Genomic DNA, 26773 nt, shown 5'->3' on the forward strand with positions numbered 1-26773 from the left:
GTTAAAAATAATCAAAAAAATCATTGAACCCAAATAAATATTTAAAACAATCGATAAACAGTAAAAAATTATATTCTCGTGTGCTAGAGTATTTTTTATTGTTATTTCAGACAGGCATTCAAAAAAAAAATTTTTTTCGCTAGTATTTTCTGTTAATAGAAATTCATCAAAGAAGCTAGTTGTTTGCTTTATTAAAATACTTCGTCCAGATTATGTCAACAAATAGCATCTGATACAAATTACTCTTGACATTCCTAAAAATATTCATTTTAACAATATTTTTTTCAAAAAAAATAACATACAAATCGATTGCTTTTTATTTAGGTAACCTTCTGTTTTTTAAACTCTTAAAAACAAAATAAATGCTATTTTTTTTCTTATCCATTTTACTTTATATAGTAAAGGTACAGCGATAATTTGAGTTTCACAAGGATCTACCGATGGAGAATTTGAATGATAAAAAATTAGACGTTTTTATTGTTTTCCAACTCCCTTTTTGCTTGTAGGTGGTAAGCGATATAATATAAAAAGAGTTTTTGAAGCATTCATTTTTATTAAAAATCAAAAAAAAAACACACATTTGTATATACAACAATAAATTGTGTTACATTTGTACCAACAAATTACATATATACAAATATGAAAATTGAAGATATTTTAAAATCGACTGTTCCAATGGATAATTCTAAAAAAATTATTCTTAATATTTTATATACTCAAAATGTTATTACAGAAAACTTTAATGAATTATTAAAACCACATGAAATATCGGGAGAACAATATAATGTACTCCGAATATTAAGAGGTCAGAAAGGCAATCCGGCAAATATGTGTGCGATACAAGAACGAATGTTAGCTAAAACCAGCAATACAACGCGATTAGTTGATAAATTGCTATTGAAAGAATTAGTAACTCGAAATGTATGCTCTCAAAACAGAAGGAAAATTGAAGTATCAATTACTTCAAAAGGATTACAAGTTTTGCACGAATTAGACCCAAAAGTGATCGCACATGAAGATTTTTTTTCTCAAAACTTAAATGGAGATGAAATTATTCAATTAAATCACTTACTAGAAAAATATAGAAATCAATAAATAATACATAGAAAATGAACACCTTTTTAGAGAATCAAAACTGGAGATACGCAACAAAAAAGTTTGATGCAACCAAAAAAATCTCAAATGCAGATTTAAACATATTAAAAGAAGCAATCCGTTTAAGTTCTTCTTCCTATGGATTACAACCATACAAAATCATTATTGTTGAAAACCCTGAATTAAGAGCTAAAATTCGACCTTCGGCTTGGGGACAATCACAAATTGTAGACGCATCGCACTTAATCATTTTTGCCAATGAAATTAACTTTGGTACGTCTGGTATCGACAATTATTTTAAAAACACGAGCGAAACCAGACAAATCCCTTTAGAAAGCATGAAAGGATATCAAGATTTGGTAATTAAAAACATTACGTCTCTTCCTGAAGAAATGAGAAATATCTGGTCAGCAAAACAAACCTATTTAGCTTTAGGGAATTTATTGAACGCAGCTGCTGAACTTAAAATAGATGCTACGCCTATGGAGGGTTTTGTTCCTGCAGAAGTTAATGAAATATTAGGTCTGGACAAATTAGGACTAAACGCGACCTTAATGACAACACTTGGCTACAGACATGATGAAGATGCAACGCAACATCACAAAAAAGTCAGAAAATCGAATGAAGAATTATTTATTACACTATAATCATTAATTAAAATTAAACACTCAAAAACATGAAAAATTTCAAATCAATCGCATTAGCATTAGTAGTCGTTTTATCTACATTATCAGTAACTGCACAGACTAAAAAAATCAACACTGCTGGAAGTACTATCAACTGGACCGGAAAAAAAGTAACGGGACAACATGAAGGTACAGTAAACCTGAAAGACGGTGCTTTAGTTTTCAAAGGAAAAAAATTAGTTGGTGGAACATTTAATGTAGACATGAATTCACTTATTACAACTGACTTAAAAACAGGCCAAGGTAAAGAAAAATTAGAAGGTCACTTGAAATCAGAAGATTTCTTTGGAACAGATAAATTTACAACAGCAACGTTAGTTTTCAAGAAATTAGTTGCTAAAACTCCTAATTTATACACTGTAACTGGAGATTTAACAATCAAAGGTATTACTAAACCCGTTACATTTGACCTTGCTACAACTGCAAATACAGCTACAACTAATGTAATAATTGACAGAACTAAATACGATATTAAATATGGTTCAGGAAGCTTTTTTGACAGTTTAGGAGACAAAGCAATTAATAACGATTTCAATTTAGCTATAGCCTTGAAATTCTAGTTTCATTTCAATAATTTACAAACCCTAGCCAGAAATTGCCGGGGTTTTATTTAAAAAAAAATGTTCAAAAAACATATCCAACAAAAAAAATGTAATTTTTACTATTTTTACTGCTAATTTTTTTGAATAATCAAAATTCATCCTTATATTTGTCGTAACAGAATAAAAAATGAAAACAACTTTAAACAATACTTGGTGGTGGAACAATTTACGTCAATCGTCGTGAACAAAGCTTCCATAGTATTACTTAAACTATAAATATAAAAGGCTTGTCATCACGACAGGCCTTTTTTTTGTGCTCATTTTAATCCCCAACGTACACTATTAAAAAACACATACATTGAAACCATTTACTTTAAATACTCATTACAAACAAATCTTGGCTGATACGATAACTCCCGTGAGTGTGTATTTTAAAATTCGAGATAAATTTCCAAATAGTCTTCTGCTGGAAAGCAGCGATTATCATGGCAATGACAACAGTTTTTCTTACATCTGTTGCAATCCAATTGCTTCCATAAAAATAGAAAATGAAACTATTTACAAGACTTTTCCTGATGGGAGTTCTGAAAAAATTTCAATTGATGCCACTACCAATATTCCGGAAGTAATTCAAGAATTTTCGGGTCAATTTAAATCAGAGAAAAATGATTTCAAATTCATCAATAATGGTCTTTTTGGATATATTTCGTATGATGCTGTTCGGTATTTTGAAAAAGTGACTATTGCCAAAAAAGAAAATAGTACGACCATTCCCGATGTATATTATGCGGTGTACCAAAACATAATTGCCATCAATCATTTCAAAAATGAGGCCTATATTTTTTGTCACAGTCTAGATGGAAGAAACAACATTGCTGAAATTGAGCAATTATTACAATCTAGAAATATTGCATCTTACAAATTCTCAAAAGAAGGAGAAGGATTTTCTAATTTAACGGACGAAGAATTCAAACATAATGTGGCTTTAGCCAAAAAGCATTGTTTTAGAGGTGATGTATTTCAATTAGTTTTGTCCCGAAGATTCACCCAAGGATTTAAAGGTGATGAATTTAATGTATACAGAGCATTGAGAAGTATAAACCCTTCGCCTTATTTATTCTTTTTTGATTACGGTGATTTCAAAATATTTGGCTCTTCACCCGAAGCGCAAATTATTGTCAAAGATCGTAAGGCCGAAATTCATCCCATTGCAGGAACTTTTAAACGTACCGGTGATGATGAAAAAGACGCTGTTCTTGCCAAAAAATTAGCTGTGGATAAAAAAGAAAATAGCGAACACGTGATGTTAGTAGATTTAGCCAGAAATGATTTAAGCAGAAACGGACATCATGTAAATGTTGAAAAATACAGAGAAATTCAGTTTTTCTCACACGTTATTCACCTGGTTTCAAAAGTAACGGGACATTTACATGAAAAGGCTTCAACAATGCAAGTCGTAGCCGATACGTTTCCAGCGGGAACATTAAGCGGTGCGCCAAAACACAGAGCAATGCAACTTATTGAAGAATATGAAAAAACAAATAGAAATTTTTATGGCGGTGCCATCGGTTTTATGGATTTTGAAGGAAACTTTAATCACGCCATTATGATTCGGACTTTTCTAAGCAAAAATCATCAGCTTCATTCTCAAGCCGGTGCAGGAATTGTGGCCGGTTCTGATGAAGAAAGTGAAATGCAGGAAGTGTATAATAAATTGCTCGCACTGAATAAAGCGTTAGATGTAGCGGAGACAATTTAGTAGTGTTCAGTTTTTAGTGTTCAGTCACTTTGTTAAGTAGTTGGACGTATTTAATGTCATACTAAAAAATGAGTGAAATAATATTTAACACATAAGTCATATAAGAATTAAACCTTAAATGACCTTATGATAGTTATAGTTACATAAGGCTAACACAATCGAAACTTAAACTTACATGACTTATATGGTAAAAAAATGCAACATTGTTTTATTCATATTGCTAATAAATGAACCATTAAACATTCATACCAATAATTACAAAAAATAATCTATTCCCTTTTCGAGTGGGTCGTGGGATGAGAAAAAGAAAACAAAATGAAAAAAATACTAGTAATAGACAATTACGATAGTTTCACTTATAATTTAGTGCATTATCTGGAAGATTTAGATTGCGAAGTAACCGTTTACAGAAATGATGAATTTGATCTTGATGAAATTGCGGTTTTTGATAAAATTCTACTTTCACCGGGACCAGGTGTGCCTGATGAAGCTGGATTATTAAAAGATGTGATTCGGAAATACGGACCAACCAAAAGTATTTTGGGTGTTTGTTTGGGCCAGCAAGCCATAGGCGAAGTGTACGGAGGATCGCTTATAAACTTAGAAAAAGTATACCACGGAGTCGCTACCACGGTAAAAACAATCGTAGAAGATGAGCAGTTATTTGAAGGATTAGGAAACGAATTTGAAGTAGGACGTTATCATTCTTGGGTAGTAGATCCCAACTTGCCTGATATTCTTGAAGCAACTTCATTTGACGATAACAAACAAGTAATGTCATTGCGTCACAAAACGTACGATGTTCGCGCTGTACAATTTCATCCCGAAAGTGTTTTGACTCCAAATGGGAAAAAAATATTAGAGAATTGGGTGAAAGGGTAATTCCACCCCCAACCTCCTCCGAAGAAAGGGGAGCCAATACGGATATTTAGATTGAAGTTTTAGGTCTTGTATTAAACCTGAAACCTTAAACAAAAAAATAAAAATGAAAAATATATTAAACAGATTAATCAATCACGAAACGCTTTCAAAAGAGGAAGCAAAAAACGTATTGGTTAATATTTCAAACGGAAATTATAACAGCAGTCAGATTGCCTCTTTTCTAACCGTTTATATGATGCGAAGCGTTAGTATTGATGAACTTTCTGGTTTTCGTGAAGCGTTATTAGAATTGTGTATTCGAGTAGATTTATCCGCTTACAATACCATCGATTTATGTGGAACCGGCGGTGATGGAAAAGACACTTTCAACATCTCAACCTTGGCTTCATTTGTAACTGCAGGAGCAGGAATAAAAGTGGCCAAACACGGAAATTATGGTGTTTCCTCTATTTCAGGCTCTAGTAATGTGATGGAAAAACTAGGAATCAAGTTCAGTAGTGATGCTGATTTTCTAGAAAAAAGCATCGATAAAGCAGGAATTTGTATTTTACACGCACCATTATTTCATCCCGCGATGAAAAATGTAGGACCAATAAGGAAAGAATTGGCCGTAAAAACATTTTTCAATATGCTTGGGCCCATGGTAAATCCATCGTTTCCGCAAAATCAATTGGTAGGTGTTTTCAATTTAGAATTAGCCAGAGTATACGCTTATTTGTACCAAAACACAAATACAAATTTTACCATATTGCATTCGCTCGATGGTTATGACGAAGTTTCATTAACAGGGCCTACAAAAACGATTACTAGTTCCATGGAAGGAATGCTAAATCCAGAAGATTTTGGCGTTTCTCTTTTGCTGCAAAGCGAAATAGAAGGCGGAACAACCATCGAAGAATCCGCTCAAATGTTTACCGATATCATTTCAGGAAAAGGAAACGAGGCTCAGAATAATGTGGTTTGTGCCAATGCAGCCATGGCAATTGCAACGGTTACAAAATGCTCTCCTTTAGAAGGATTTCAAATAGCGAAAGAAAGTTTATTATCCGGAAAAGGACTTGTAGCTTTGAAAAAATTACAAGAATTGAGTAAATAAAACAGTTTAAAGTTTAAGGTTTAAAGTTGTTCCCAAACACGGATAACTTCAAACCTTAAACAAAGAAAAATTTAAACAAAAAATTAAGAATGAATATTTTAGATAAAATTATAGTTGATAAAAAAAGAGAAGTGATTCTCAAGAAATCAATCATTCCCGTTTCACAATTGGAAGCTTCCGTTTTCTTCGAAAAAAAGACTATTTCTTTGAGTGATAATTTAAGAAACAGCACTTCGGGAATTATTGCGGAACACAAACGGCGTTCACCATCCAAAGCAGAAATTAATTATAATTTTACTGTTGAAGAAGTGACCAAAGGCTATGAAATTGCAGGTGCTTGTGGAATTTCGGTATTGACGGATGGAAAATATTTTGGTGGCTCACTAGATGATTTACTTTTGGCAAGAGCCACTGTAAACATCCCATTATTGAGAAAAGAATTCATTGTTGATGAATACCAAATATTAGAAGCCAAAGCACATGGAGCCGATTTAATTTTGCTTATTGCAGCAGTTTTAACCAGAGACGAAATTAAAGCCTTATCTGAATTTGCTAAAAGTTTAGATCTTGAGGTAGTACTAGAAGTTCACAATCAGGAAGAATTAGAAAAATCGATTATGCCCACATTAGATATGATTGGTGTAAATAACCGAAACCTAAAAACATTTGAAGTGAGTTTAGATATCAGCAAGCAATTAGCAAGTCAAATTCCAAGCGAATTTGTAAAAGTTTCCGAAAGTGGAATTTCATCCATTGAGGCGATAAATGAACTAAAACCTTTTGGATACAAAGGATTCTTAATTGGAGAAAATTTTATGAAAGCGGATAATGCCGGTAAAGCAGCAACCAAATTTATTTCAAAACTATAAAGATGAAACTCAAAATCTGCGGCATGAAATATCCCGAAAATATATTCGAAGTGGGTGCGCTCCTACCCGATTATATGGGATTTATTTTCTGGGAGAAATCGTCTAGATATTTTGATGGTGTGATTCCACAATTACCAAAATCAATTAAAAAAGTGGGTGTTTTTGTAAATGAAACTGTTGAAGTAATTTTTTCGAAAGCCCAAAAATACGATTTGCAAGCCATTCAATTACACGGACAGGAATCGGTTAAATTCTGTCAGGATTTAAAAAATAAAATAGAGAATTCAATTGAAATCATAAAAGTTTTCTCGGTAGATGATTCTTTTAATTTTGAAGTATTGAAACCATTTGAAACCGTTTGTGATTATTTCCTTTTTGATACCAAAGGAAAATTACCAGGCGGAAACGGAACAACATTCGACTGGAAAGTATTAGAAAAGTATCCTTCAAGCAAACCGTTCTTCCTGAGTGGCGGTATCGGAATTGAGGAAATGGATACCGTGAAGGAGATATCAAAAACCAGTTTGCCACTTTACGCAATTGATGTAAACAGCAAATTTGAGATAGAACCTGGATTAAAAAATATAAAATTATGTAAAGACGCACTTTAGTGTGTCTCTACAATGTGCGTCTTTGCAGAAAAAAAAATAAAAAAATAAAAAATTATGTCATACAACGTCAACGAAAAAGGCTATTATGGAGAATTTGGAGGTGCTTTCATTCCCGAAATGCTATATCCAAATGTAGAAGAACTACGTCAAAATTATTTAAAAATCACAGCTGAACCAGAATTTCAGGCTGAATTTGATGCACTTCTAAAAGATTATGCAGGCCGTCCTACGCCTCTTTATCTTGCTAAACGCTTATCCGAACAATATAACACTAAAATCTACCTGAAAAGAGAAGATTTATGTCACACTGGTGCGCATAAAATTAACAATACAATTGGACAAATATTGTTAGCCAAACGTTTGGGAAAAACCAGAATCATTGCCGAAACCGGTGCTGGTCAACATGGCGTTGCAACGGCAACCGTTTGCGCCTTGATGGGATTGGAATGCATCGTGTACATGGGTGAAATCGATATTAAACGTCAGGCGCCAAATGTAGCTCGAATGAAAATGCTAGGTGCCGAAGTTCGTCCCGCACTTTCAGGTTCAAAAACCTTAAAAGATGCCACAAACGAAGCCATTCGTGATTGGATCAACAATCCCGTTGATACCTATTACATCATCGGATCTGTCGTAGGACCACATCCTTATCCGGATATGGTGGCGCGTTTCCAAAGTGTTATTTCTAAGGAAATCAAAGAACAATTGTTAGAAAAAGAAGGTCGAGAAAATCCTGATTATGTAATTGCATGCGTAGGCGGCGGAAGCAACGCAGCAGGAACTTATTATCATTTCTTAGAAGATGAGGACGTAAAAATTATTGCCGTTGAAGCAGCCGGTTTAGGTGTTAATTCAGGAGAAAGTGCCGCTACTTCGGCCTTAGGAAAAGTAGGTGTTATTCACGGAAGTAAAACACTATTAATGCAAACTACTGATGGTCAAATTACCGAACCGTATTCCATTTCTGCAGGACTGGATTACCCCGGTGTTGGGCCCATGCATGCCAATTTATTCACCACTGGCAGAGCACAATTCATCTCGATTACAGATGATCAGGCCATGCAGTGGGGAATCAAATTGTCTCAAATGGAAGGACTCATTCCCGCCATTGAAAGCGCACACGCCTTTGCAGTTCTCGACGAAATGAAATTCAAACCTGAGGACGTCGTTGTCATCAATCTTTCTGGTCGCGGTGACAAAGATTTGAATACTTATATTGATTATTTTAAATTATAGTTAGTTTTTTCTTATTTTTAGGGGCGTTTCCTCGCTTCCACTACCGTTACATCGAGGTCGGGCTGTTTGCTGTATCTTTTATGACCCTTAAAAAAGGGACATAAAAGGATGCCGCTTCCATCCCTAACGCAATCATAAACAAGATAATAAAATTTTTCAAAAATAAAAACTATGGAAAAATTATTCGCGTACGGCAGTTTACAAAATGAAGACATCCAAAAAGATCTTTTTGGACGTATTCTTGAAGGATCTCCTGAAACATTGATTGGCTATATTGTAAAAAAGATCCAAATTGAAGAAGAATTTGGATTAGTACATTATCCAATTATTACCGAGACCCAAAAACCGGAAGACACCATCAACGGAATGGTATATTCTGTTTCATCGCAAGAACTTCGCCAAACAGATCTGTATGAAGGATTGCATTACAGACGTGTTGAAGTACAGCTACAATCCAACCAAAAAGCTTGGGCGTACAGTGCCGCAATCTAAAATTTGAAATTAAAACTACAAGGTAAAACCTTGAAAATGGAATAAAAAACACAACAATGAATAGAATAAATCAGAAATTACAAGAAACTAAAAAAATACTTTCCATTTACTTTTCGGCTGGATATCCTAACTTAAAAGATACGGTGCAAATCATTCAAGATTTACAAAAAAATGGGGTAAATATGATTGAAATTGGATTGCCATTCAGCGACCCTTTAGCTGATGGACCTACAATTCAAGCCAGTTCCACTCAAGCTTTACATAATGGCATGACGACACAAGTTTTGTTTGACCAACTAAAAGACATTCGTAAAACAGTTTCTATTCCTTTAGTGATTATGGGATATTTTAACCCAATGTTGCAATACGGAATCGAGAATTTTTGCCAGAAATGTGCAGAAATAGGCATCGACGGATTAATTATTCCTGATCTTCCCGTTGATGTATACGCAGATGAATACAAAACTACTTTCGAAAAATACGGTTTGAAAAATATATTTTTGATTACGCCACAAACATCTGTTGAACGAATCAATTTTATAGATAGCGTATCAGATGGATTTATATATATGGTAAGTTCAGCGAGTGTCACGGGATCGCAAACGGGTTTTGGAAGCGATCAAGAAGACTATTTTAAACGTATAGCCGACATGAATTTAAAAAACCCTCAAGTAATTGGTTTTGGAATCAACAACAAGGAAACCTTCAATCAGGCTACACAATTTGCTAAAGGAGCCATTATCGGAAGTGCTTTCATCCAGCATCTAACCGAAAACGGAACCGGAAAAATTAAAGAATTTATAAAAGCGATACAATAAAAAAAAGAGTATTATTCAAAAACGGCGTTTAATTAAAACTAAGCGCCGTTTTTTTTATGACTAAAAAACAAAATATCTTATTTTTTATTTATAAGATTATTTTTATATATTTACACAAAGTTGTTGTTTAACAATACATTACATAAAGAATCATAAATGAAAAAATGCAATTAATAAAATCTTAACATGAAAGAACAGTACTCACAATTTATACTTTTTGTCTTAATACTTTTGTTTGTATCTTGTTCAAAAAATGAGGATGAAATTGAATTAAATGATTTCAAAGGTTTTTACCAAATAAATTCCATCACGAGTAGTGTCCCGATTGATTTAAACAATGATGGATCAAAAACAACTAATTATCTGCAAGAAATTAAATCCAACTACATTTCTTATAATGGAGAAATAATCAACTACGGCTACAATAACGCGTTGAAATATAACTTTGCCGAAGCGCAACAATCAGAATATACTGTTAGTAATAGTAAACAATTTTTAGATATAAAATTCCCTATTCAAAGAATTGATTCCGTTTTTCAAGGAAAAGATACTTTTTTAAAAATGAATATGGAATACAGTAAAATGGGTACTAATTTTATTTACAAACTTTTTAATAATAATGTTAAAATTGAATCCGATCCTTTCAATCAATTTGACTATTACAACATTAATAATTTTGTTATAAACCGAATAAATAAAGAACAATTTGAAATATTTTTCGACTTTAAAGTATATGACTTCACTGAAAATGAATGGGTTGAAACTAATCTTACTGCCAAATATATTAAAATAGTAGAATAAAAACATTTGCAAATACATGCAAAAATGATAGAAAAGTTGCTTATCCAGCTATTTGTACTTTTACTATCATTTATTTTTCGTGCAAACGAAATCCCATACTTAATTACTAAAACTCCAAGATCATACTGTAAAATTTTAAAAATAAATAATTAAAAAACTATTGATGCGGACTGCAATTACAAAAGATACCAAATCATTTTTCTAAATATTCTTTTGCAAAACTGCGCTTCATCATGCGCCTAAGAAAGATATCTATTGCCAAGAGAATGGGGACGAGATCCATTCTATACTTTTATGCCACGAGAACGAAATGAAGGTTATGGCGATGTGAATGCTATAATGACTAGAATACAATATACGAATCCTAAAAAGACATTCAAATCGCATCTGGCGGTAGGATATTTTGATTTACCGGATGTAAAAAACGTTGCAGTAAATAAATATGGAATACCATCCTATTTGCAGACTAATGCAGACATCAGATATGAATTTCAAGGTTTGCTAAAAGGATTTGATGCACAATTATTATATGTGCACAAATTTAATTTAGGGGAGACTTACGGCAACAAAATTTATATTTTCAATAAAACGAATATGAGTAATATCAATTTTGTACTGAATTTCAATTTCTAGTCTTATTGTGTATTTAAATTTATCCATTCCTTCAACGGGGACCAATAAGTAATAGCAACCTGAATACAGGTACTGTTTTATAATGGCTAAATCCCGCTTCCAGTACTTAATTTTAGCAATGGCAGCAATATAGGATTTATGCAACCGTATGAAAAGTCCCAAAGAAAGACTCTTTTTCAGTTCATTAGCGATTAATGAGGCAAAAACAGACCTTTTTAAGGTTGAAATTTTGAAATAATTACTGCAGCTTTGGGCAAAAAGAATGTCATTTACATTAAATAATTAATCTTTTACTTAATTCCAACAATCATCCGATTGCAATCTGACTACACTTACAGCCAATCCTGCTTACTATAGCTTTTCTTATTCTGCAGACAAAAATAAATTTATAATCACCATTATGTGATTTGCTAATTACGAACAGCTTTGTAATTTAAATACTATTTGATTCGGAAATTCAATTTTAAATTTTAATTCGTCGGATCAATCTTCTTGATTTTAAAAAAAATAACTGAATTAAAGCCTACTTTTGAAGCAATAAGGCAGTAGTAATTAAGAAAATGGTTCTTCCTTCTGAGATTGAATCCTAAATATTTGTATTTCAAAAAAAACAAAGTCAGCCATAACTCAAAAATAAAAACAAACAACTCAATACACATCTAAAACTTAGCGCAGAGCAAAAAAAAACGGATAAAAATGAATTTTTTATCCGTTTTAATAAATTATCCAAGTGTTCTGAAGGAGTAAATTTAAATATTTAGAAGAAATATTCTTCCAATACAAACTCTATATTAAAAAGCAGTCGTATCGATTTATATTTACTCATTGGAATAGGACACGAATATTTGGAATTTCGTTGCCGTACGTAACAATTTTAAATAATAACCTTTTATACTATCTGCTCTTCTACCAAGTGAACCTAATCACATTAATCTGTAAATCTGAAACCAAAAAAATTAAACGCGTAAGCAGGCCGATAAACGGGTCTTTATATTAATCTAAAAATTACTGCTCTAAACTAATTTGAAGCAGTGCTTTTGTTATCGAATTTTCGCCTTTGATAATTTCAAAAGTTGCATTGTTACCTACTTTATCATCTAAGCTTTGTACTACAGTTTGCGCAACAGCTTCTCTGCTAATTTCTCCTCGCTTATTTAATTTTCCCTGAAGTTCGATAGTCAGTTCTTGAGATTCATTAGTCAAAGTCCCTGGTCTTACTATGCTATAGTTTAAACCGCTGTTTTTTAAATATTCGTCTGCATTGTATTTTGCTACTAGGTAATCTTTCAATTCAGTGGCTTCCTCTGGCTTATCTGCTCCCATCGAACTCAACATTACAAACTTTTTAATATTTGATTTTTTAGAGGCATCCATTAATTTTTTTGCTCCTTCTTGATCAACTCCTTTTACGTTTGTACCGCCAGATCCCGCAGCAAATATCACTTTATCAATAGGGTTATTAAAAACATGCGAAATATCATCTTCTAAATCCCCTAAAATAGTTTGAATATTCCGGGACTGAAAATAAGCTAGTTGCTCTTCTTTCCTAACCAATGCTATTGGGTTAAAATATTGTGATTGATTTAAAATACTAACTATTATTTTTCCTGTAGTGCCATTAGCACCTGCCACTAATATATTTTCCATATTTAAATTTACAAAAACAGATTCCTTGACCCTAATAAAAACAAGCATTTAACTTTAATTTAATTTTAGTAAGGATCCTTTTTCAGAATTAAATCGAAGTTCCATACACCTATGAAATATAAGACAACTACTTCTTTAGACATTTCAATTTTACGATTTTCTACTCTTTATAAAATTCACTATTTTTGCAGTCTAAAATTTTAGTCATGCCAAACAAGAAATACAAAATAGCAGTCATTCAATTGAATCTTAATGATATTGCCGAAAACAACCTTAAAAAATGCATCAGTTGGGTTCGTGATGCCGCTAACCTTGGTGCCGAAGTCATTTCACTGCCGGAATTATATAGCAGTCATTATTTTTGTCAAAGTGAAGATGTAGATAATTTTGCTTTGGCTGAACCATTATACAGTACCTCATTTATTGCTTTTAGCGCTTTGGCAAAAGAGTTAGGCGTTGTGATTATTGTTCCTTTCTTCGAAAAAAGAATGGCAGGAATCTACCACAATAGCGCATACATCATTGATACGGATGGTTCAGAAGCAGGATTGTACCGCAAAATGCATATTCCGGACGATCCTCATTTTTATGAAAAATTCTATTTCACGTCAGGTGATTTGGGTTTTAAAACAATTCCAACAAAAAAAGGAAAAATAGGAACACTAATCTGTTGGGATCAGTGGTATCCGGAAGCAGCTCGATTAACGGCTTTAAAAGGTGCGGAAGTATTGTTTTACCCAACAGCAATTGGATGGCATCCACAAGAAAAAGAGCAATTTGGCGAAAATCAACATGGCGCCTGGATGAGTGTTATGAAAGGCCACGCGGTTGCCAATGGTGTATATGTTGCAGCAGCAAATAGAATTGGTTTAGAGCAATACTTGCCTGATACGGCGGGAATTCAGTTTTGGGGATCTTCATTTATAGCGGGACCACAAGGCGAAATTTTGGCGCAAGCCTCACACGACAAAGAAGAAATATTGATTGCCGAAGTAGATTTAGACTTACAGGAAAATGTGCGCCAGAACTGGCCATTTTTTAGAGATCGAAGAATAGACGCTTTTGGTGATATAACCAAAAGAGCGATTGATTAAATCATCTTTTGATACTAAAAAATCCCTGCTGAGAAATAATTCTTGGCAGGGATTTTTATTTAAAGTAAACTTCTAAATCTAATTCAAATCGGGTTGAAATATTTTAACCACACCATCGCCTTCACTACTTACTACCACTAAACTTCTTTTAGTTGGACTTTTTGAAGCTGGAATAAAAAGTAATCCTTCTGGCGCATCACCTGTTTTAAAACTCTGTAAAAATTTTGGAGCAACAGGATTCGAAACATCATACACCATAACGGCATCTACTCTTTCCAAGCCAACAAAAAGAATCGTTTTATCACCCATTTTAGTGACCACAACTGATTCTGGCTCTACTGATTTATCATCACTTCTGGCATCATCATAAATACCCAATTCTTGCGCTTTCTTGTCTAATTCATTTTTACTATCGAATACCATTTCGCCTGTATTTCCATTCCAAATGGAGAAAGAACGGGCTCCAAAAGAAACTAATTCATCAAAATCACCATCACCATCTGTATCACCCATTTTCGTATTGATATTCAATCTTCCCATACTTGTTTCTGCTTTTAAGGCTGCAGCATTAGGAAATATAGTTGGATCTAAAATAACAGATGAACTTCCGATTCTTTTTACATCTACAAAAGCAGCATATTCTCTAGCATCTCCTTCATTTGCAGTAACAAAATAGGGAGTTTTATTGATTTCAAAACTACTGATAGCATCTGGTTGAAACATTCCTTTTAGTTTCCATGTATTAGCCAAAACGCCACCATCTTTATCGCTGATATCTATAGCATTTTCGGCAAGATTGTAGTCTTTGAATCCTAAAGGAAAAATATTGGTAATTGTTTTAGTTGCCAAATCAATTTTAGCCACTCCGTTATTTTCCTGTAAAGTTACCCAAGCCGTCTTAGAATCGGCAGAAATCGTGATATATTCCGGTTCAATATCAGAAGCGAAATTATTTGTTGGACTTGCAATTCGGAATCCTTTTGTTTTCAGTGTACTCAATTGAGTGCTAAAACTTCCGAAATTTAAAGTCGTAACCGCATAATTAGCATTAACGGCAATAATAGATACAGAACCGTCCGGATCTATCGAATACGTATCATTTGGTTCTCCTTCATTAGCAGTCATGATGAAATTTCCGTCAGGAGAAAATGTAATCATGTCCGGCAAAGCACCAACTGTAATTTCTTTGATGACACTGTAATTAGACGTATCAAAAACGACCACTTTTCCGGCATCTTGCTTATTTGGTTTTGCTTCTAATGCTACAGCTAATTTTCCATTATAAGTAGTAACACTGTTTGAAGTTCCATTAAACGAAGTTAAATCGATACTTGTTAGAAAAACCGGACTGGATGGATTAGACAAATCTATAACATCAATTCTATTTGTATTACTGTTGTTTACGGTAAATAACTTTTTAGATACTTCATCATACGCACTTATTTCAGCAGCTCCGGCGCCACCAATAGTAATAGAACCAATTTCTTTGAAAGTGGCTGCATTTTCATTTATAACCAACTCAGGAGATTCCTCTTTATTAGAGTCATTTTCGCAACTTGACAATAGCATAATTGCCGCTAATAGTGTAATACTATATTTTTTCATAACTGTCTTTTTAATTTTTTCAAAAATAACTAGCTGAAGCGAGACAAAAATTAACTTAATATTATATAATTATTACCAAAATTATTCTTATAATTTTGTGAAATGTCCAAAAATGAATCGTTATCAACTATTTTAAAATCCTACTGAATGATTATATTTGCAGTCTTTAAAATTAGAAACGCCGTATGACTACAAATAATAGAAGATTCCCTGCAGAGTGGGAAAAGCAACAAGGAATTTTACTGTGTTTTCCGCACAACGGAAAAGACTGGCCGGGGAAATATGAAGCGATTCAATGGGCTTTTGTCGAATTTATTAAAAAAGTAGCCACTTTTGAGCAAGTCTTTTTAGTTGTTGCCGATGAAAACCAAAAAGAAAAAGTAAATATAATCCTGGAAACGGCTCATGTTAAACTAGCAAATGTTTCGTACATCATTCATAAAACCAATAGAAGTTGGATGCGTGATTCGGGACCGATAATCGTAAAAAACGGAACCGAAAGAGAAGCTTTGAACTTTAATTTTAATGGTTGGGCCAAGTATAAAAACATTCAATTAGATAAATTAGTTCCTGCGAAGGTGGGCGAATTTCTTAATATTCCTGTGACTCAAGTCATGTACAAAGGAAAACCAGTAATTGTTGAAGGTGGTGCGATCGATACCAATGGACGTGGCACCTTACTGACTTCGGAAGAATGTCTGATGCATCCTGATATTCAGGTTCGGAACCCAAATTTTACTAAGGCTGATTACGAAGCGGTTTTCAAGGAATATCTTGGAATTACGAATGTGATTTGGTTAGGTGACGGAATTGAAGGCGATGATACGCATGGACATATTGATGATTTATGCCGATTTGTAAATGAAGATACAATTGTAACCATTGTAGAAACAGATCCAACGGATCATAACTACAAACCATTACAAGACAATTTAAAACGCTTGCAAAATGCCAAACTGGAAAATGGAAAATCACCTGTAATCGTGGTTTTACCAATGCCAAAACGTTTGGAATTTGACGGCTTGCGATTGCCAGCGAGTTATGCCAATTTCTTAATTTTGAACAATTGTGTTTTGGTGCCTACTTTTAACGACAGTAACGACCGAAAAGCATTGAACATCCTTGCAGAATGTTTTCCGGATAGGGAAATCATCGGGATAAGCGCGACTGATTTTATTTGGGGTTTTGGAACGTTGCATTGCTTAAGTCAGCAAATTCCAGAATAGATTTAGAAAAAAATTGATTATATAAAAAAAGACTTGTAACACTAATTGCTACAAGTCTTTTTTATTTCAATTGTACTTCTAAATACTATTTATCTCTTGTAAAAGGAATTTTTTGTCCTTCAGGAATCAGCATATCAAATCCGTTTAGACTATCATTAAATTCAAATTTAAGTCCCGCTTGTTTTGATTCAAAACTGTTTTTTCCAATCGGTTCCACAGTGAAACTCGGATAATTAGTTATCAAAACATTTAATGCACCATTTTTCTCTGTGAAAATAATTTTTAGTGGTGCCATTTTAGTCGAAAAAGTTCCTAAATAACCATCTAGAATAACGTCTTTTTCAACCAAACCTTTCTCTGCTGTCCAAGTGTTATTTGCAGTATTGCTGTCCGGTAAAACATGATCGGGATCTAATGTAATACTTTCAATTTCTTCAGTTGAATTGTGTTTAAAAGACCATGTTTTGTTTTTTTGCCAAACTTCTACAGGCAATTTAACACGCGTTGTTTTTCCGCTTTTCGTTTTTACGTCTAAACTTACCGGCATCGCCATTTTTTCGAAGTTTTCAATCGAAATCACAACTCCTAGTTTAGGATCGTTTTTCACGTATTTGATCGAATTAATTCCTTGGTCTAAACGCCAATTGTATTGAAACCAACCTCTCCAAAACCAACTTAAATCCTCCCCTGCAACATTCTCGATTGTTCTGAAGAAATCGTCAGGTTGCGGATGTTTGTATGCCCAACGCTCAATATACGTTTTCAAAGCTAAATCAAAACGCTCTGGCCCAAGAACTTGTTCACGCAAAATCACTAATCCAGAACTTGGTTTTGAATACGCCAAAAGTCCAATATTACTCTCTTTCATATTATCCGGAGAACTCATTATTGTTTCCAGATTTGGACTTGTATAAACCTCTGCTCTTTGATGCATATCAACTGGCTTATCTTTGTATTCGCCATTATTAAAATCTACAGAACTCAATGAATTAATAAAAGTATTAAAACCCTCATCCATCCAAGCGAATAATCTTTCGTTTGACCCAACAATCATTGGAAACCAAATGTGTCCAAATTCATGATCTGTAACTCCCCATAAATCAGCTCCTTTTGACTCCCAACTACAAAAAACAATTCCTGGGTATTCCATTCCGCCTTCGTTTCCGGCAACATTTGTAGCTGCAGGATACGGATATTCCAACCATCTTTTAGAATAATTTTCAATAGAAGCTTTCGTATATTCTGTCGAACGTCCCCAAGCTGCGTCTCCTGCACTTTCCAAAGGATATGCGGAAACAGCCAATGATTTTTTTCCGCTTGGCAGATTGATTTTTGCTGCATCTAAAATAAATGCCGCTGATGAAGACCAAGAAAAATCACGGGCATTTTTGATTTTATAATTCCACGTTTTAGTTGCTGCTGAAACTATTTTTGAAGAAATTTCAACCTCGGCAGCGGTACGAATAAAAACGGTTTTATCACTTTGTTTTGCTTGTGCCAAACGTTTTTGTTCTTCTGCAGAATATACTGCTGCAGGATTTAGTAATTCGCCAGAAGCAACTACAATATGATTGGATGGTGCGGTAATGCTCACATCAAAATCACCATACTCCAAGTAAAATTCCGAAGCTCCTAAATACGGATTGGTATTCCATCCTCGTACGTCATCATATACACACATGCGCGGATACCACTGCGCGATGGTGAAAATTTTTCCGTTTTTTGTTTCCAAAACTCCCATTCTATCCGAACCTTCAAAAGGAGCTATAAAAGAAAATTCGATTTTAATTTTAACAGAACCACCTTTTGCACTTAATTCTTGCGGAAGAAAAACCTGCATTCTGGTATCAGTGATGACATACTTTGCTTCCGCTTCAGTTGATTTTCCTTTTACAGTAGTAATTACTTTAACTGCTTTTATCTTATGACCACCGTCAAAAATTTGGCCTTGAGCCCCATTTCTGCTTCCTGTCAAAGGCACAATTGCATTTCCACGGGAATCTGCTTTGAATAAATTCTGATCTAAGTTCATCCAAACAAAAGCCATTTTATCTGGACTGTTGTTTGTATAAGTGATGATTCCTGTACCTGAAATCTCGTTGTTTTTTTCATCAAGTTTAGCCGTTAATTTATAATCAGCACTGTTTTGCCAATATTCAGCTCCTGGCTGACCACTAGCAGATCGTGTACTTGTTCCGTTTTTTGAATAAAAATGTGGAGCAAAAGCATCATGGTAATCGTAGTTAGAAACAGTGTTACTGGATGCATTTGCTGGGGTTTGCTGTGCCCAAATAGACGAAACTCCCAATAATAAAGCCAAATGTAAGATGACTCCGAAGCGAATGTTTTTCATTTTCTTAATTGTTTATATAACAAATTAATGAAAAAAAAGAGGATTTAGAACTATTGAAACAGAATTGATTCCATTTTATTTCAATAAAATCAAGCATAACCTTCATCAGAATTAAAAATTATAAAATATATTTACGCCATAAACCTATTATTAAATTAATTCGAAAAGATAATTTTGACAACTACAATAAAAAACGGGAATCTTTCTGCTGAAATTAAACATCTTGGCGCTGAATTAATTTCCTTAAAAACAAATGCAATTAAAGAATACATTTGGGAAGGAAACCCTGATTTTTGGGGCAAGCACGCTCCTATTTTGTTTCCGATTGTTGGTACTTTAAAAAATAATTCCTTCCATCATGATGGAATTGAATATCATTTATCGAGACACGGATTTGCAAGAGAAATGCTCTTTGAATTGATTTATGCTACAGAAAATAGCGCCACTTTCTCGATACAATCTTCTGAAGAAACTTTAAAAGTGTATCCTTTTGAATTTGAATTGGAGCTGATTTATACAATAGAGGAAAACATTTTATCGATTGAATACAAAGTATTTAACAAAGGGAAATCTACGATGCCATTTTCTATTGGAGCACATCCCGCTTTTGCTTTGCCAAATCAATTCGAAAATTATTCAATAGCTTTTGAAAAAGAAGAATCTTTAGAATATTACCTATTGGAGAATGATTTAATTTCAAATAAAACGAAGAAATTAGAAGTTCAGAATAAACAAATTCCGCTGACTTATGAATTGTTCGAAAATGATGCTTTGATTTTTAAAAGATTACAATCCAATTCATTGACGATCCTAGAAAATAAAAATCCAATTTTAAGAGTACATTTTCAAGATTTTCCAAGTTTAGGAATTTGGACCAAAATAAATGCGCCTTTCCTTTGTATTGAGCCTTGGTTTGGTTATTCGGATACCAGTGAAAGTTCCGGAAATCTATTTGAAAAAGAAGGGATTAAAATTTTAGAATCCAATGCAACTTTCCATTCAAAATTCAGTATCGAAATACTTTAATTCCTAAGCTATGTTAACTATAAATTTCAGTCCATTTCCAAATTTAGAAACGGAACGCTTGCTGTTAAGAAGAGTAGATGCAACTGATATAAAAGAGATTTTGGCATTGCGATCCAATCCGGAAACAATGAAATATATTCCAAGACCTTTATTACAATCAGATGAAGAAGCCTTAGAGCATATTGCAATGATTGACACTAAGATTAGAGCTAATGAAGGTATTAATTGGGCGATTACGTTGAAAAACAATCCTAAACTTATTGGAATTATAGGTCATTACAGAATAAAACCTGAAAATTATCGCGCCGAATTAGGTTATATGTTACTTCCAGAATATCATGGAAAAGGAATTGTTTCTGAAGCAGTGGAAAAAGCTGTTAATTATGGTTTTCAAGTCATGAAATTGCATTCGATTGAAGCGATAATTGATCCTGAGAACAATGCATCAGCAAAAGTTTTAGAAAAAAACGGATTTGTGAAAGAAGCGCATTTAAAAGAATATGAGTTTTTTGAAGGGCGTTTTTTAGATACTGTAATTTATTCGATTTTAAATAAGGACTAATTTGCAATTAAATTCCAATGAATGACAGAATGAATTAAAAGCATCAAAACATTGTAGATAACCATTTTACATTTAATTCCAAATATTGTAAAATAAATTTAAATAATAGAAAATATTTTTTATGAAAAAATTACTTATAGTTTCTATCCTGCTCTTCTCTTTTGTCTCCCAAAGTCAGACGTACATAAAAGCAAATGCGGTAACCACTTTATTGACGATTCCAAATGTAGGTATAGAAACCAGTATTGGAAAAAAATCAACATTTCAGTTTGATATTACAGCCTCCTTTTGGAAAACAATAAATGGTAATCCCAGCCAATTTTATATGTTCATACCGGAATATCGGTATCATTTCAAAGAAAAATTCAATGGTTTTTACGCTGGAGCACATTTAGGAGCGACGGTCTATAATTTTCAAAAGTGGAATTATTTCAATACTGATATGTATGAAAAAGGAATAGGATTTATGGCTGGTGCAACAATAGGATATCAAAAAAAGATTAAGAATCGGTTTTTGTTAGATTTTTTTATCGGTGGTGGTAATCATCAAGGGCTTTACAAAGGATACTTAATTAGCACAAACGAGCGGGTTGATGGGGCTGAAAAATACAATAAAAGTGGTGAATGGTTGCCTTATCGCGGAGGAATCATGATTTCATACAAATTAAACTAACCCTTATTTTGTAAATTTATGCAATGATTTTAAGTATAAATCTTCCACTTGTTTTCTTGCCCAATCCGTTTTTCGCAAAAAAGTCAAACTGGATTTTACACTGGGTTTGTCCGTAAAACATTTGATAGTAATCAATTCTCCTAAGGTATCAAAACCATAATGATCTACCAACTGTTCTACTATTTTTTGAAGTGTAATTCCGTGAAGCGGATCTTTCGATTTTAAATTTTCCATTTTGCAAAGATATTAAAATCGCAATTACTAATTTTTTAAATTCATTCAAATGAAAAAATTCCTCTTACTTCTTGCGCTACTATTTTTAAATATCAGTTTTGGACAAAAAATCAGTACTACTTACTATTTTATTCGCCATGCAGAGAAAGTAGACAGTTCTAAAAATCCCGATTTATCTGAAAGTGGTTTTAAGCGAGCCGAAGTTTGGAACAAAATATTTTCTGAAGTAGATTTTGATGAAATCTATTCAACAGATTATAAAAGAACGATACAAACAGTAAATCCTACCGCTGCCACGCAAAGTATTCAAGTTAAATTGTATGATCCTAAAAACACACTCATTGATGTTTTCAAACAAGAGACATTTGGCAAAAAAGTCCTGATTGTGGGACATAGCAATACCATTCCACAATTTGTCAATCAGATGATTAATCAAAACTCATTTACTGATATTGAGGATACGACTTTTGGAAATCTTTATATTGTGACTTTAATTGACACAACAATCGCAGTCCAATTGCTCAAATTAGAATAAAACAGGTAAAATAAATACCAAAAAAGTCACTACCGCTAGATAGTGACTTTCTTATTTATTTCAGATTACAATGGGAAATTTAAAATTTCATTCCCAATCCCATTCCCAAAATCAATGGATTAATGGTTACATCGGCAGGAATACTGAGTCCTGATGACAAATTTGAAGCATCTACAGTTACATCTGTTTTTAGAAATAATTTTTTAGCATCGACATTGATGAAGAAAGTATCGTTCAACATTAAATCAAAACCAACCTGGAAAGCATAACCGAAATTGTTTTTATAATTAACATTATTAACTGTATTTCCATCCTCTACATTATAAAAAACAGTGTAATTGACTCCGGCGCCAACATAGGGTTTAAATACTTTTTCTTCAAAAGGGGTAAAATGATACTGCATGGTCAATGTTGGAGGTAATAACCAGACATTTCCTAAATCTATATTGGCATTAGTGGGACCTCCAATAGCAGAAATATCAGAACTTACCGTATTAACGTCGTGCTTTGTAGTTGCCAAAATTAACTCGGCTGCCAGATGCTTTGTAAAAAAATAAGTAAAGTCCAATTCCGGAACAAATGTGTTAGATAAAGACACATCACCTCCAATAATTCCTATTTTGGCACTTTCATATGGTATAACTGCAATTCCTCTAATACGAGCTTGCCATTTTTTGAAATTTTGCGGGCTGTTTTGTTCTTGGGTTTGTGCATTTAATGTCAAAAAAGACACTGCCATAAAGGCTAAGATAATTTTTTTCATTTTAACTTTGATTTAAATTGTTAAACAAATTTAAGCTTGAGCCTTTCCTATTTAACTGATATAAATCATAGTTTGAAAATTATTTACACTTATTTTAGGTCTTATTACTGGATGAATTTTCAATTTTTAGCATACATTTGTACTCTATGTTAAAAACAGTAAATATATTTAATAAGAGAGCCCGATTCGACTATGAAATAATCGAAACATTTAATGCTGGAATCGTTTTGGCCGGTACCGAAATTAAATCCATTCGATTGGGAAAAGCAAATATCACAGAGAGTTTTTGTGAATTTAGTAACCACGAACTTTTTGCGATTAATACTTATATTGAAGAATATACTTTTGGAAATCAATTCAATCATAAGGCCAGAAGCGAGCGCAAATTACTTTTAAAGAAAAAGGAATTAAAAGGTTTGCTTAAAAGTGTCCAAGCCAAAGGTCTCACTATAGTTCCTTTGAAGCTTTTTACCAATGAAAAAGGATTGGCTAAACTACAGATTGGTTTGTGTAAAGGAAAGAAAACCTATGATAAGCGTGAATCCCTTAAAGAACAAGATACCAAACGCGATTTAGACCGAATCAAAAAATCATTTTAAATTGAAAAAAGAATGGATTAGATGTTTTTTTTATTTAAAATAAAATGACTAAATTTGTCAAGACAATTAAAGACATTTTGACTTATGAAAATACTACTCAAAAATGCAAGAGAACAAAAAGGGCTCAAAACTAGAGAAGTGGCACAACTTTTAGGAATTGATCAAGCCTTAATCAGTAAATTTGAAAGTGGAACCAGAAAACCCACACGAGAGCAAGTTATAAAACTAGCGTCTTTGTTAGAGATTGATTTAGAAACAATAATGGTCGTTTGGCTGAAAGAAAAAATTCTTTATGAAATTGGTCATGATGAATTTGCACTTAAGGCATTACTGGTTGCAGAACAAGAGATAAGGTTTCAAGTCACACCCACCAAGAATAAGTTATCAACTTCACTCCAGAAAATTTTACAAGAAATTGATACATTAAAGATAAAACTAGATGGATTTCGTCAATTTGACAGTTATCGCGTTGCGCAAGCTTTAGAGCTAGAATATACTTTTGAAAGCAATCGTATTGAAGGAAATACAATGACCTTACGAGAAACCGATTTGGTTATCAATGAAGGTTTAACGATATCAGGAAAAAGCATGCGGGAACATCTTGAAGTGATTAATCATCAGGAAGCGATTGCCTACATCAAGGATTTGATGCAAAAAAACACTGCAATAAATGAAACAGAAGTACTTTCAATCCACAATCTTATTTTAAGAGGAATTCAACCAGAAGATGCAGGTCGCTACAGAAAAGTTCAAGTGATGATTCAAGGAAGCAGTCACATGCCGCCACAACCTTTTTTAGTGGCTAAACAAATGGAAGATTTTTTTGTTTGGTACGAAACTAATAAAACAAAACTTCATCCGATAATTTTGGCTGCCGAAATGCACGAACGTTTAGTTACGATTCATCCCTTTATTGATGGAAATGGCAGAACTTCACGCTTAGTCATGAACTTAGTTTTATTGCAGCATGGCTACATTATTGCCAACATCAAAGGGGATTATGACAGTAGAATGCAATACTATCAAACGCTGGAAACAGCGCAAACTAAAAACAATAAAGAAGATTTTTTGTTATTCATTGCTCAAATAGAAAAAGAAAGTTTAGAACGGTATCTCAACATTATCGGTCAATAAAATTCATCTTCTGGTCCCTTCCCCTTGAAAGGGTTGAGGATGGGATTTTAATTTTTATCTTCTAATAAAGGAACAAATCGAAATTCACCAAACTCATGTTTCTCAAATTGTGTTTCATTTTTTCTAATTAACAAAGTCATAATTTGTACCTCTTCGCCTAATGGAATTACAAGCCTTCCTCCTATTTTTAGTTGAGCCATCAATGGTTGCGGAATAAACGGTGCTCCGGCAGTAACAATAATGCTATCAAAAGGCGCATAACTTGGTAATCCTTTATAGCCATCCCCAAAAGAAAGATATTTAGGACGAATGTTAAGTTTTGGAAATAAAATTGAGGTTTGTTTGAACAATTCTTTCTGTCTTTCAATACTAAATACTTTAGCCCCTAACAAACATAAAACGGCCGTTTGATATCCGGAGCCTGTTCCTATTTCTAAAATTTTATGCTCTTTTTTGACTTCTAACAATTGGGATTGAAAAGCCACGGTGTACGGTTGCGATATCGTCTGGCCTGCGCCAATAGGAAATGCTTTGTCTTGATAGGCATAATCTTCAAAACTGGAATTCAAAAATAAATGTCTTGGAATCTTTTTTATCGCTTCCAAAACACTTTTATCCGTAATCCCTTTTTGCTCTAAAACGTTTACTAATTGATTGCGAAGTCCTTGATGTTTGCCTGTGTCTTTCAAAGTTTATTATTTTATTTTGGTAAAAATAGAAAACAATTTCTACATTCAAATGTTGGATTTAAAATATTAAATTAACTGAAGAATTGTCCGGTATCAATAATGGATTAATCATTTTATTGCTATTTTTGTAAAAATTACATCATTATGCTGAAAATTGGAGTATTAGGTGCTGGTCATCTAGGAAAAATACATTTACGTTTATTACAACAATCTGAAAAATATGAATTAGTGGGATTTTATGATCCAAATCAAGAGAATGCCGAAAAGGTTTCTAAAGAATTTGGATACAAACATTTTAGCACAATTGCATCCCTTATTCATGCTGTTGATGTAATTGACATTGTTACCCCAACCCTTTCTCACTACAAATGTGCCAAAGTAGCCATCAAATCCGGCAAACATGTTTTTATTGAAAAACCAATTTCAAATACGGTCGAAGAAGCCGAAGAAATTATTGCTTTAGCAAATGAATATAATATCAAAGGACAAGTTGGTCATGTAGAACGTTTTAATCCGGCCTTTATCGCTACTAAAAACATGATTGAAAACCCTATGTTTATTGAAGCACATCGTCTTGCTGAATTCAATCCTCGCGGAACTGATGTTCCAGTAGTTTTAGATTTGATGATTCACGATATTGATGCCATTTTAAGTGTGGTAAAATCCAAAGTAAAAAATATCAGCGCAAGTGGCGTATCTGTTATTAGTGATACTCCGGATATTGCTAATGCAAGAATAGAGTTCGAAAACGGTTGTGTTGCTAATTTAACAGCGAGCCGAATTTCGATGAAAAACATGCGAAAATCTCGGTTTTTCCAGAAAGACGCCTACATTTCAGTAGATTTCTTAGAAAAAAAATGTGAAGTGGTAAAAATGAAAGATGCTCCTGAAGTTCCAGGCGATTTTGATATGATTTTACAAAATGCTGAAGGTGTCAAAAAACAAATCTATTTCTCGAATCCAGATGTAGAACAAAACAATGCTATTTTAGATGAACTAGAATCATTTGCAGAGGCCATAAATACTGATTCAACACCAATTGTGACATTGGAACAAGCAACTGAAGCACTTCGCGTGGCATATCAAATTATTGATTGTTTTAAAAAATAATTA

General features: G+C 33.3%; 28 protein-coding genes and 1 pseudogene. 22 read left to right on the forward strand and 7 right to left on the reverse strand.

What is annotated here, in order from left to right; genetic code table 11:
- Positions 1-639: 639 nt before the first annotated feature.
- The 13 genes from ACEN2F_RS01695 to ACEN2F_RS01755 all read left to right on the forward strand — a co-directional run bounded on the left by ACEN2F_RS01695 (position 640) and on the right by ACEN2F_RS01755 (position 11520).
- Positions 640-1095 carry a MarR family winged helix-turn-helix transcriptional regulator gene (locus ACEN2F_RS01695; RefSeq protein WP_441735218.1) on the forward strand — a complete coding sequence of 152 codons (456 nt, stop codon included), beginning with the start codon at positions 640-642 and terminating at the stop codon, positions 1093-1095.
- Positions 1096-1109: 14 nt separating this feature from the next.
- On the forward strand, positions 1110-1742 hold the full coding sequence (locus ACEN2F_RS01700) for an NAD(P)H-dependent oxidoreductase (RefSeq protein WP_441735221.1): 633 nt from the start codon (positions 1110-1112) through the stop codon (positions 1740-1742).
- A 29-nt stretch (positions 1743-1771) separates the two neighbouring features.
- The gene (locus ACEN2F_RS01705) at positions 1772-2341 is read left to right on the forward strand and encodes a YceI family protein (RefSeq protein WP_441735222.1); all 570 of its coding nucleotides are present in this window, start codon (positions 1772-1774) and stop codon (positions 2339-2341) included.
- Positions 2342-2681: 340 nt separating this feature from the next.
- Positions 2682-4082, forward strand: coding sequence for an anthranilate synthase component I family protein (locus tag ACEN2F_RS01710; RefSeq protein ID WP_441735225.1), 1401 nt, complete (start codon positions 2682-2684; stop codon positions 4080-4082).
- Positions 4083-4397: 315 nt separating this feature from the next.
- The gene (locus tag ACEN2F_RS01715) at positions 4398-4964 is read left to right on the forward strand and encodes an anthranilate synthase component II (RefSeq protein WP_441735227.1); all 567 of its coding nucleotides are present in this window, start codon (positions 4398-4400) and stop codon (positions 4962-4964) included.
- Positions 4965-5067: 103 nt separating this feature from the next.
- Positions 5068-6060: an anthranilate phosphoribosyltransferase gene (trpD, locus tag ACEN2F_RS01720; protein ID WP_441735229.1), complete on the forward strand. Its 993-nt coding sequence runs from the start codon at positions 5068-5070 to the stop codon at positions 6058-6060.
- 89 nt (positions 6061-6149) lie between these two features.
- Positions 6150-6929: an indole-3-glycerol phosphate synthase TrpC gene (trpC, locus tag ACEN2F_RS01725; protein WP_441735232.1), complete on the forward strand. Its 780-nt coding sequence runs from the start codon at positions 6150-6152 to the stop codon at positions 6927-6929.
- A gap of 2 nt (positions 6930-6931) precedes the next feature.
- On the forward strand, positions 6932-7540 hold the full coding sequence (locus ACEN2F_RS01730) for a phosphoribosylanthranilate isomerase (protein WP_441735235.1): 609 nt from the start codon (positions 6932-6934) through the stop codon (positions 7538-7540).
- Positions 7541-7594: 54 nt separating this feature from the next.
- Positions 7595-8776: a tryptophan synthase subunit beta gene (gene trpB, locus ACEN2F_RS01735; protein WP_441735238.1), complete on the forward strand. Its 1182-nt coding sequence runs from the start codon at positions 7595-7597 to the stop codon at positions 8774-8776.
- A 171-nt stretch (positions 8777-8947) separates the two neighbouring features.
- On the forward strand, positions 8948-9268 hold the full coding sequence (locus ACEN2F_RS01740; protein WP_441735240.1) for a gamma-glutamylcyclotransferase family protein: 321 nt from the start codon (positions 8948-8950) through the stop codon (positions 9266-9268).
- 56 nt (positions 9269-9324) lie between these two features.
- Entirely contained in the window at positions 9325-10086 is a 762-nt protein-coding gene (gene trpA / locus ACEN2F_RS01745) for a tryptophan synthase subunit alpha (protein ID WP_441735241.1), read from the forward strand.
- A 186-nt stretch (positions 10087-10272) separates the two neighbouring features.
- Positions 10273-10887 (forward strand): hypothetical protein, encoded by a 615-nt coding sequence (locus ACEN2F_RS01750; RefSeq protein ID WP_441735244.1) that lies wholly within the window; start codon positions 10273-10275, stop codon positions 10885-10887.
- Between the two features lie 255 nt (positions 10888-11142).
- Positions 11143-11520 (forward strand): hypothetical protein, encoded by a 378-nt coding sequence (locus tag ACEN2F_RS01755; protein ID WP_441735246.1) that lies wholly within the window; start codon positions 11143-11145, stop codon positions 11518-11520.
- On the opposite strand, the pseudogene ACEN2F_RS01760 reads toward ACEN2F_RS01755, so the two are convergent.
- Positions 11434-11787, reverse strand: a pseudogene (locus tag ACEN2F_RS01760) (LytTR family transcriptional regulator DNA-binding domain-containing protein); the annotation flags it as partial. The gene ACEN2F_RS01755 and the pseudogene ACEN2F_RS01760 overlap by 87 nt on opposite strands.
- A 738-nt stretch (positions 11788-12525) precedes the next feature.
- Entirely contained in the window at positions 12526-13167 is a 642-nt protein-coding gene (locus ACEN2F_RS01765) for an SDR family oxidoreductase (RefSeq protein ID WP_441735249.1), read from the reverse strand.
- Between the two features lie 206 nt (positions 13168-13373).
- Here ACEN2F_RS01765 and ACEN2F_RS01770 point away from each other — a divergent pair, with 206 nt between their 5' ends.
- Complete coding sequence (locus ACEN2F_RS01770) at positions 13374-14261, forward strand: carbon-nitrogen hydrolase (protein WP_441735251.1); 888 nt, start codon at positions 13374-13376, stop codon at positions 14259-14261.
- Between the two features lie 78 nt (positions 14262-14339).
- On the opposite strand, the gene ACEN2F_RS01775 is transcribed toward ACEN2F_RS01770, so the two are convergent.
- Complete coding sequence (locus ACEN2F_RS01775) at positions 14340-15866, reverse strand: choice-of-anchor I family protein (RefSeq protein ID WP_441735254.1); 1527 nt, start codon at positions 15864-15866, stop codon at positions 14340-14342.
- 185 nt (positions 15867-16051) lie between these two features.
- On the opposite strand from ACEN2F_RS01775, the gene ACEN2F_RS01780 reads away from it, so the two are divergent.
- Entirely contained in the window at positions 16052-17092 is a 1041-nt protein-coding gene (locus ACEN2F_RS01780; protein WP_441735257.1) for an agmatine deiminase family protein, read from the forward strand.
- Positions 17093-17177: 85 nt separating this feature from the next.
- On the opposite strand, the gene ACEN2F_RS01785 is transcribed toward ACEN2F_RS01780, so the two are convergent.
- Positions 17178-19445, reverse strand: a complete 2268-nt coding sequence (locus ACEN2F_RS01785) for a M1 family metallopeptidase (protein WP_441735260.1) — start codon at positions 19443-19445, stop codon at positions 17178-17180.
- Between the two features lie 174 nt (positions 19446-19619).
- On the opposite strand from ACEN2F_RS01785, the gene ACEN2F_RS01790 reads away from it, so the two are divergent.
- The 3 genes from ACEN2F_RS01790 to ACEN2F_RS01800 all read left to right on the forward strand — a co-directional run bounded on the left by ACEN2F_RS01790 (position 19620) and on the right by ACEN2F_RS01800 (position 21706).
- Complete coding sequence (locus tag ACEN2F_RS01790) at positions 19620-20471, forward strand: aldose 1-epimerase family protein (protein ID WP_441735262.1); 852 nt, start codon at positions 19620-19622, stop codon at positions 20469-20471.
- Positions 20472-20481: 10 nt separating this feature from the next.
- On the forward strand, positions 20482-21033 hold the full coding sequence (locus ACEN2F_RS01795) for a GNAT family N-acetyltransferase (RefSeq protein WP_441735265.1): 552 nt from the start codon (positions 20482-20484) through the stop codon (positions 21031-21033).
- A 121-nt stretch (positions 21034-21154) separates the two neighbouring features.
- Complete coding sequence (locus ACEN2F_RS01800; RefSeq protein ID WP_441735266.1) at positions 21155-21706, forward strand: DUF3575 domain-containing protein; 552 nt, start codon at positions 21155-21157, stop codon at positions 21704-21706.
- 3 nt (positions 21707-21709) lie between these two features.
- On the opposite strand, the gene ACEN2F_RS01805 is transcribed toward ACEN2F_RS01800, so the two are convergent.
- Positions 21710-21940, reverse strand: coding sequence for a VF530 family DNA-binding protein (locus ACEN2F_RS01805; RefSeq protein ID WP_441735268.1), 231 nt, complete (start codon positions 21938-21940; stop codon positions 21710-21712).
- 49 nt (positions 21941-21989) lie between these two features.
- Here ACEN2F_RS01805 and ACEN2F_RS01810 point away from each other — a divergent pair, with 49 nt between their 5' ends.
- On the forward strand, positions 21990-22475 hold the full coding sequence (locus ACEN2F_RS01810; protein WP_441735270.1) for a SixA phosphatase family protein: 486 nt from the start codon (positions 21990-21992) through the stop codon (positions 22473-22475).
- A gap of 79 nt (positions 22476-22554) precedes the next feature.
- Here ACEN2F_RS01810 and ACEN2F_RS01815 read toward each other — a convergent pair whose 3' ends face one another.
- Positions 22555-23238: an OmpW/AlkL family protein gene (locus ACEN2F_RS01815; protein WP_441735272.1), complete on the reverse strand. Its 684-nt coding sequence runs from the start codon at positions 23236-23238 to the stop codon at positions 22555-22557.
- Positions 23239-23384: 146 nt separating this feature from the next.
- Here ACEN2F_RS01815 and smpB point away from each other — a divergent pair, with 146 nt between their 5' ends.
- Together smpB and ACEN2F_RS01825 are read left to right on the forward strand one after the other, a co-directional pair.
- On the forward strand, positions 23385-23837 hold the full coding sequence (gene smpB, locus ACEN2F_RS01820; protein WP_441735275.1) for an SsrA-binding protein SmpB: 453 nt from the start codon (positions 23385-23387) through the stop codon (positions 23835-23837).
- Between the two features lie 84 nt (positions 23838-23921).
- On the forward strand, positions 23922-24971 hold the full coding sequence (locus ACEN2F_RS01825; RefSeq protein WP_441735278.1) for a Fic family protein: 1050 nt from the start codon (positions 23922-23924) through the stop codon (positions 24969-24971).
- 47 nt (positions 24972-25018) lie between these two features.
- On the opposite strand, the gene ACEN2F_RS01830 is transcribed toward ACEN2F_RS01825, so the two are convergent.
- Complete coding sequence (locus ACEN2F_RS01830; protein ID WP_441735281.1) at positions 25019-25660, reverse strand: protein-L-isoaspartate(D-aspartate) O-methyltransferase; 642 nt, start codon at positions 25658-25660, stop codon at positions 25019-25021.
- A gap of 144 nt (positions 25661-25804) precedes the next feature.
- Here ACEN2F_RS01830 and ACEN2F_RS01835 point away from each other — a divergent pair, with 144 nt between their 5' ends.
- Positions 25805-26770, forward strand: a complete 966-nt coding sequence (locus ACEN2F_RS01835) for a Gfo/Idh/MocA family protein (protein WP_441735282.1) — start codon at positions 25805-25807, stop codon at positions 26768-26770.
- Positions 26771-26773 lie beyond the last annotated feature (3 nt).

Origin of the sequence: Flavobacterium sp. W20_MBD1_R3, assembly GCF_052119725.1 — a bacterium.
Lineage (GTDB): Bacteria > Bacteroidota > Bacteroidia > Flavobacteriales > Flavobacteriaceae > Flavobacterium.

Excerpts from the sequence above, each read along its gene's own strand:
- ACEN2F_RS01835 (WP_441735282.1), top strand. The coding sequence starts at position 25,805 with ATGCTGAAAATTGGAGTATTAGGTGCTGGTCATCTAGGAAAAATACAT.
- ACEN2F_RS01770 (WP_441735251.1), top strand. The coding sequence starts at position 13,374 with ATGCCAAACAAGAAATACAAAATAGCAGTCATTCAATTGAATCTTAAT.
- smpB (WP_441735275.1), top strand. The coding sequence starts at position 23,385 with ATGTTAAAAACAGTAAATATATTTAATAAGAGAGCCCGATTCGACTAT.
- ACEN2F_RS01815 (WP_441735272.1), bottom strand. The coding sequence starts at position 23,238 with ATGAAAAAAATTATCTTAGCCTTTATGGCAGTGTCTTTTTTGACATTA.
- ACEN2F_RS01780 (WP_441735257.1), top strand. The coding sequence starts at position 16,052 with ATGACTACAAATAATAGAAGATTCCCTGCAGAGTGGGAAAAGCAACAA.
- ACEN2F_RS01700 (WP_441735221.1), top strand. The coding sequence starts at position 1,110 with ATGAACACCTTTTTAGAGAATCAAAACTGGAGATACGCAACAAAAAAG.
- ACEN2F_RS01730 (WP_441735235.1), top strand. The coding sequence starts at position 6,932 with ATGAAACTCAAAATCTGCGGCATGAAATATCCCGAAAATATATTCGAA.
- ACEN2F_RS01775 (WP_441735254.1), bottom strand. The coding sequence starts at position 15,866 with ATGAAAAAATATAGTATTACACTATTAGCGGCAATTATGCTATTGTCA.
- ACEN2F_RS01805 (WP_441735268.1), bottom strand. The coding sequence starts at position 21,940 with ATGGAAAATTTAAAATCGAAAGATCCGCTTCACGGAATTACACTTCAA.
- ACEN2F_RS01695 (WP_441735218.1), top strand. The coding sequence starts at position 640 with ATGAAAATTGAAGATATTTTAAAATCGACTGTTCCAATGGATAATTCT.
- ACEN2F_RS01795 (WP_441735265.1), top strand. The coding sequence starts at position 20,482 with ATGTTAACTATAAATTTCAGTCCATTTCCAAATTTAGAAACGGAACGC.
- trpC (WP_441735232.1), top strand. The coding sequence starts at position 6,150 with ATGAATATTTTAGATAAAATTATAGTTGATAAAAAAAGAGAAGTGATT.
- ACEN2F_RS01800 (WP_441735266.1), top strand. The coding sequence starts at position 21,155 with ATGAAAAAATTACTTATAGTTTCTATCCTGCTCTTCTCTTTTGTCTCC.
- trpB (WP_441735238.1), top strand. The coding sequence starts at position 7,595 with ATGTCATACAACGTCAACGAAAAAGGCTATTATGGAGAATTTGGAGGT.
- ACEN2F_RS01715 (WP_441735227.1), top strand. The coding sequence starts at position 4,398 with ATGAAAAAAATACTAGTAATAGACAATTACGATAGTTTCACTTATAAT.
- ACEN2F_RS01765 (WP_441735249.1), bottom strand. The coding sequence starts at position 13,167 with ATGGAAAATATATTAGTGGCAGGTGCTAATGGCACTACAGGAAAAATA.
- ACEN2F_RS01740 (WP_441735240.1), top strand. The coding sequence starts at position 8,948 with ATGGAAAAATTATTCGCGTACGGCAGTTTACAAAATGAAGACATCCAA.
- trpD (WP_441735229.1), top strand. The coding sequence starts at position 5,068 with ATGAAAAATATATTAAACAGATTAATCAATCACGAAACGCTTTCAAAA.
- ACEN2F_RS01750 (WP_441735244.1), top strand. The coding sequence starts at position 10,273 with ATGAAAGAACAGTACTCACAATTTATACTTTTTGTCTTAATACTTTTG.
- ACEN2F_RS01785 (WP_441735260.1), bottom strand. The coding sequence starts at position 19,445 with ATGAAAAACATTCGCTTCGGAGTCATCTTACATTTGGCTTTATTATTG.
- ACEN2F_RS01810 (WP_441735270.1), top strand. The coding sequence starts at position 21,990 with ATGAAAAAATTCCTCTTACTTCTTGCGCTACTATTTTTAAATATCAGT.
- ACEN2F_RS01825 (WP_441735278.1), top strand. The coding sequence starts at position 23,922 with ATGAAAATACTACTCAAAAATGCAAGAGAACAAAAAGGGCTCAAAACT.
- ACEN2F_RS01705 (WP_441735222.1), top strand. The coding sequence starts at position 1,772 with ATGAAAAATTTCAAATCAATCGCATTAGCATTAGTAGTCGTTTTATCT.
- trpA (WP_441735241.1), top strand. The coding sequence starts at position 9,325 with ATGAATAGAATAAATCAGAAATTACAAGAAACTAAAAAAATACTTTCC.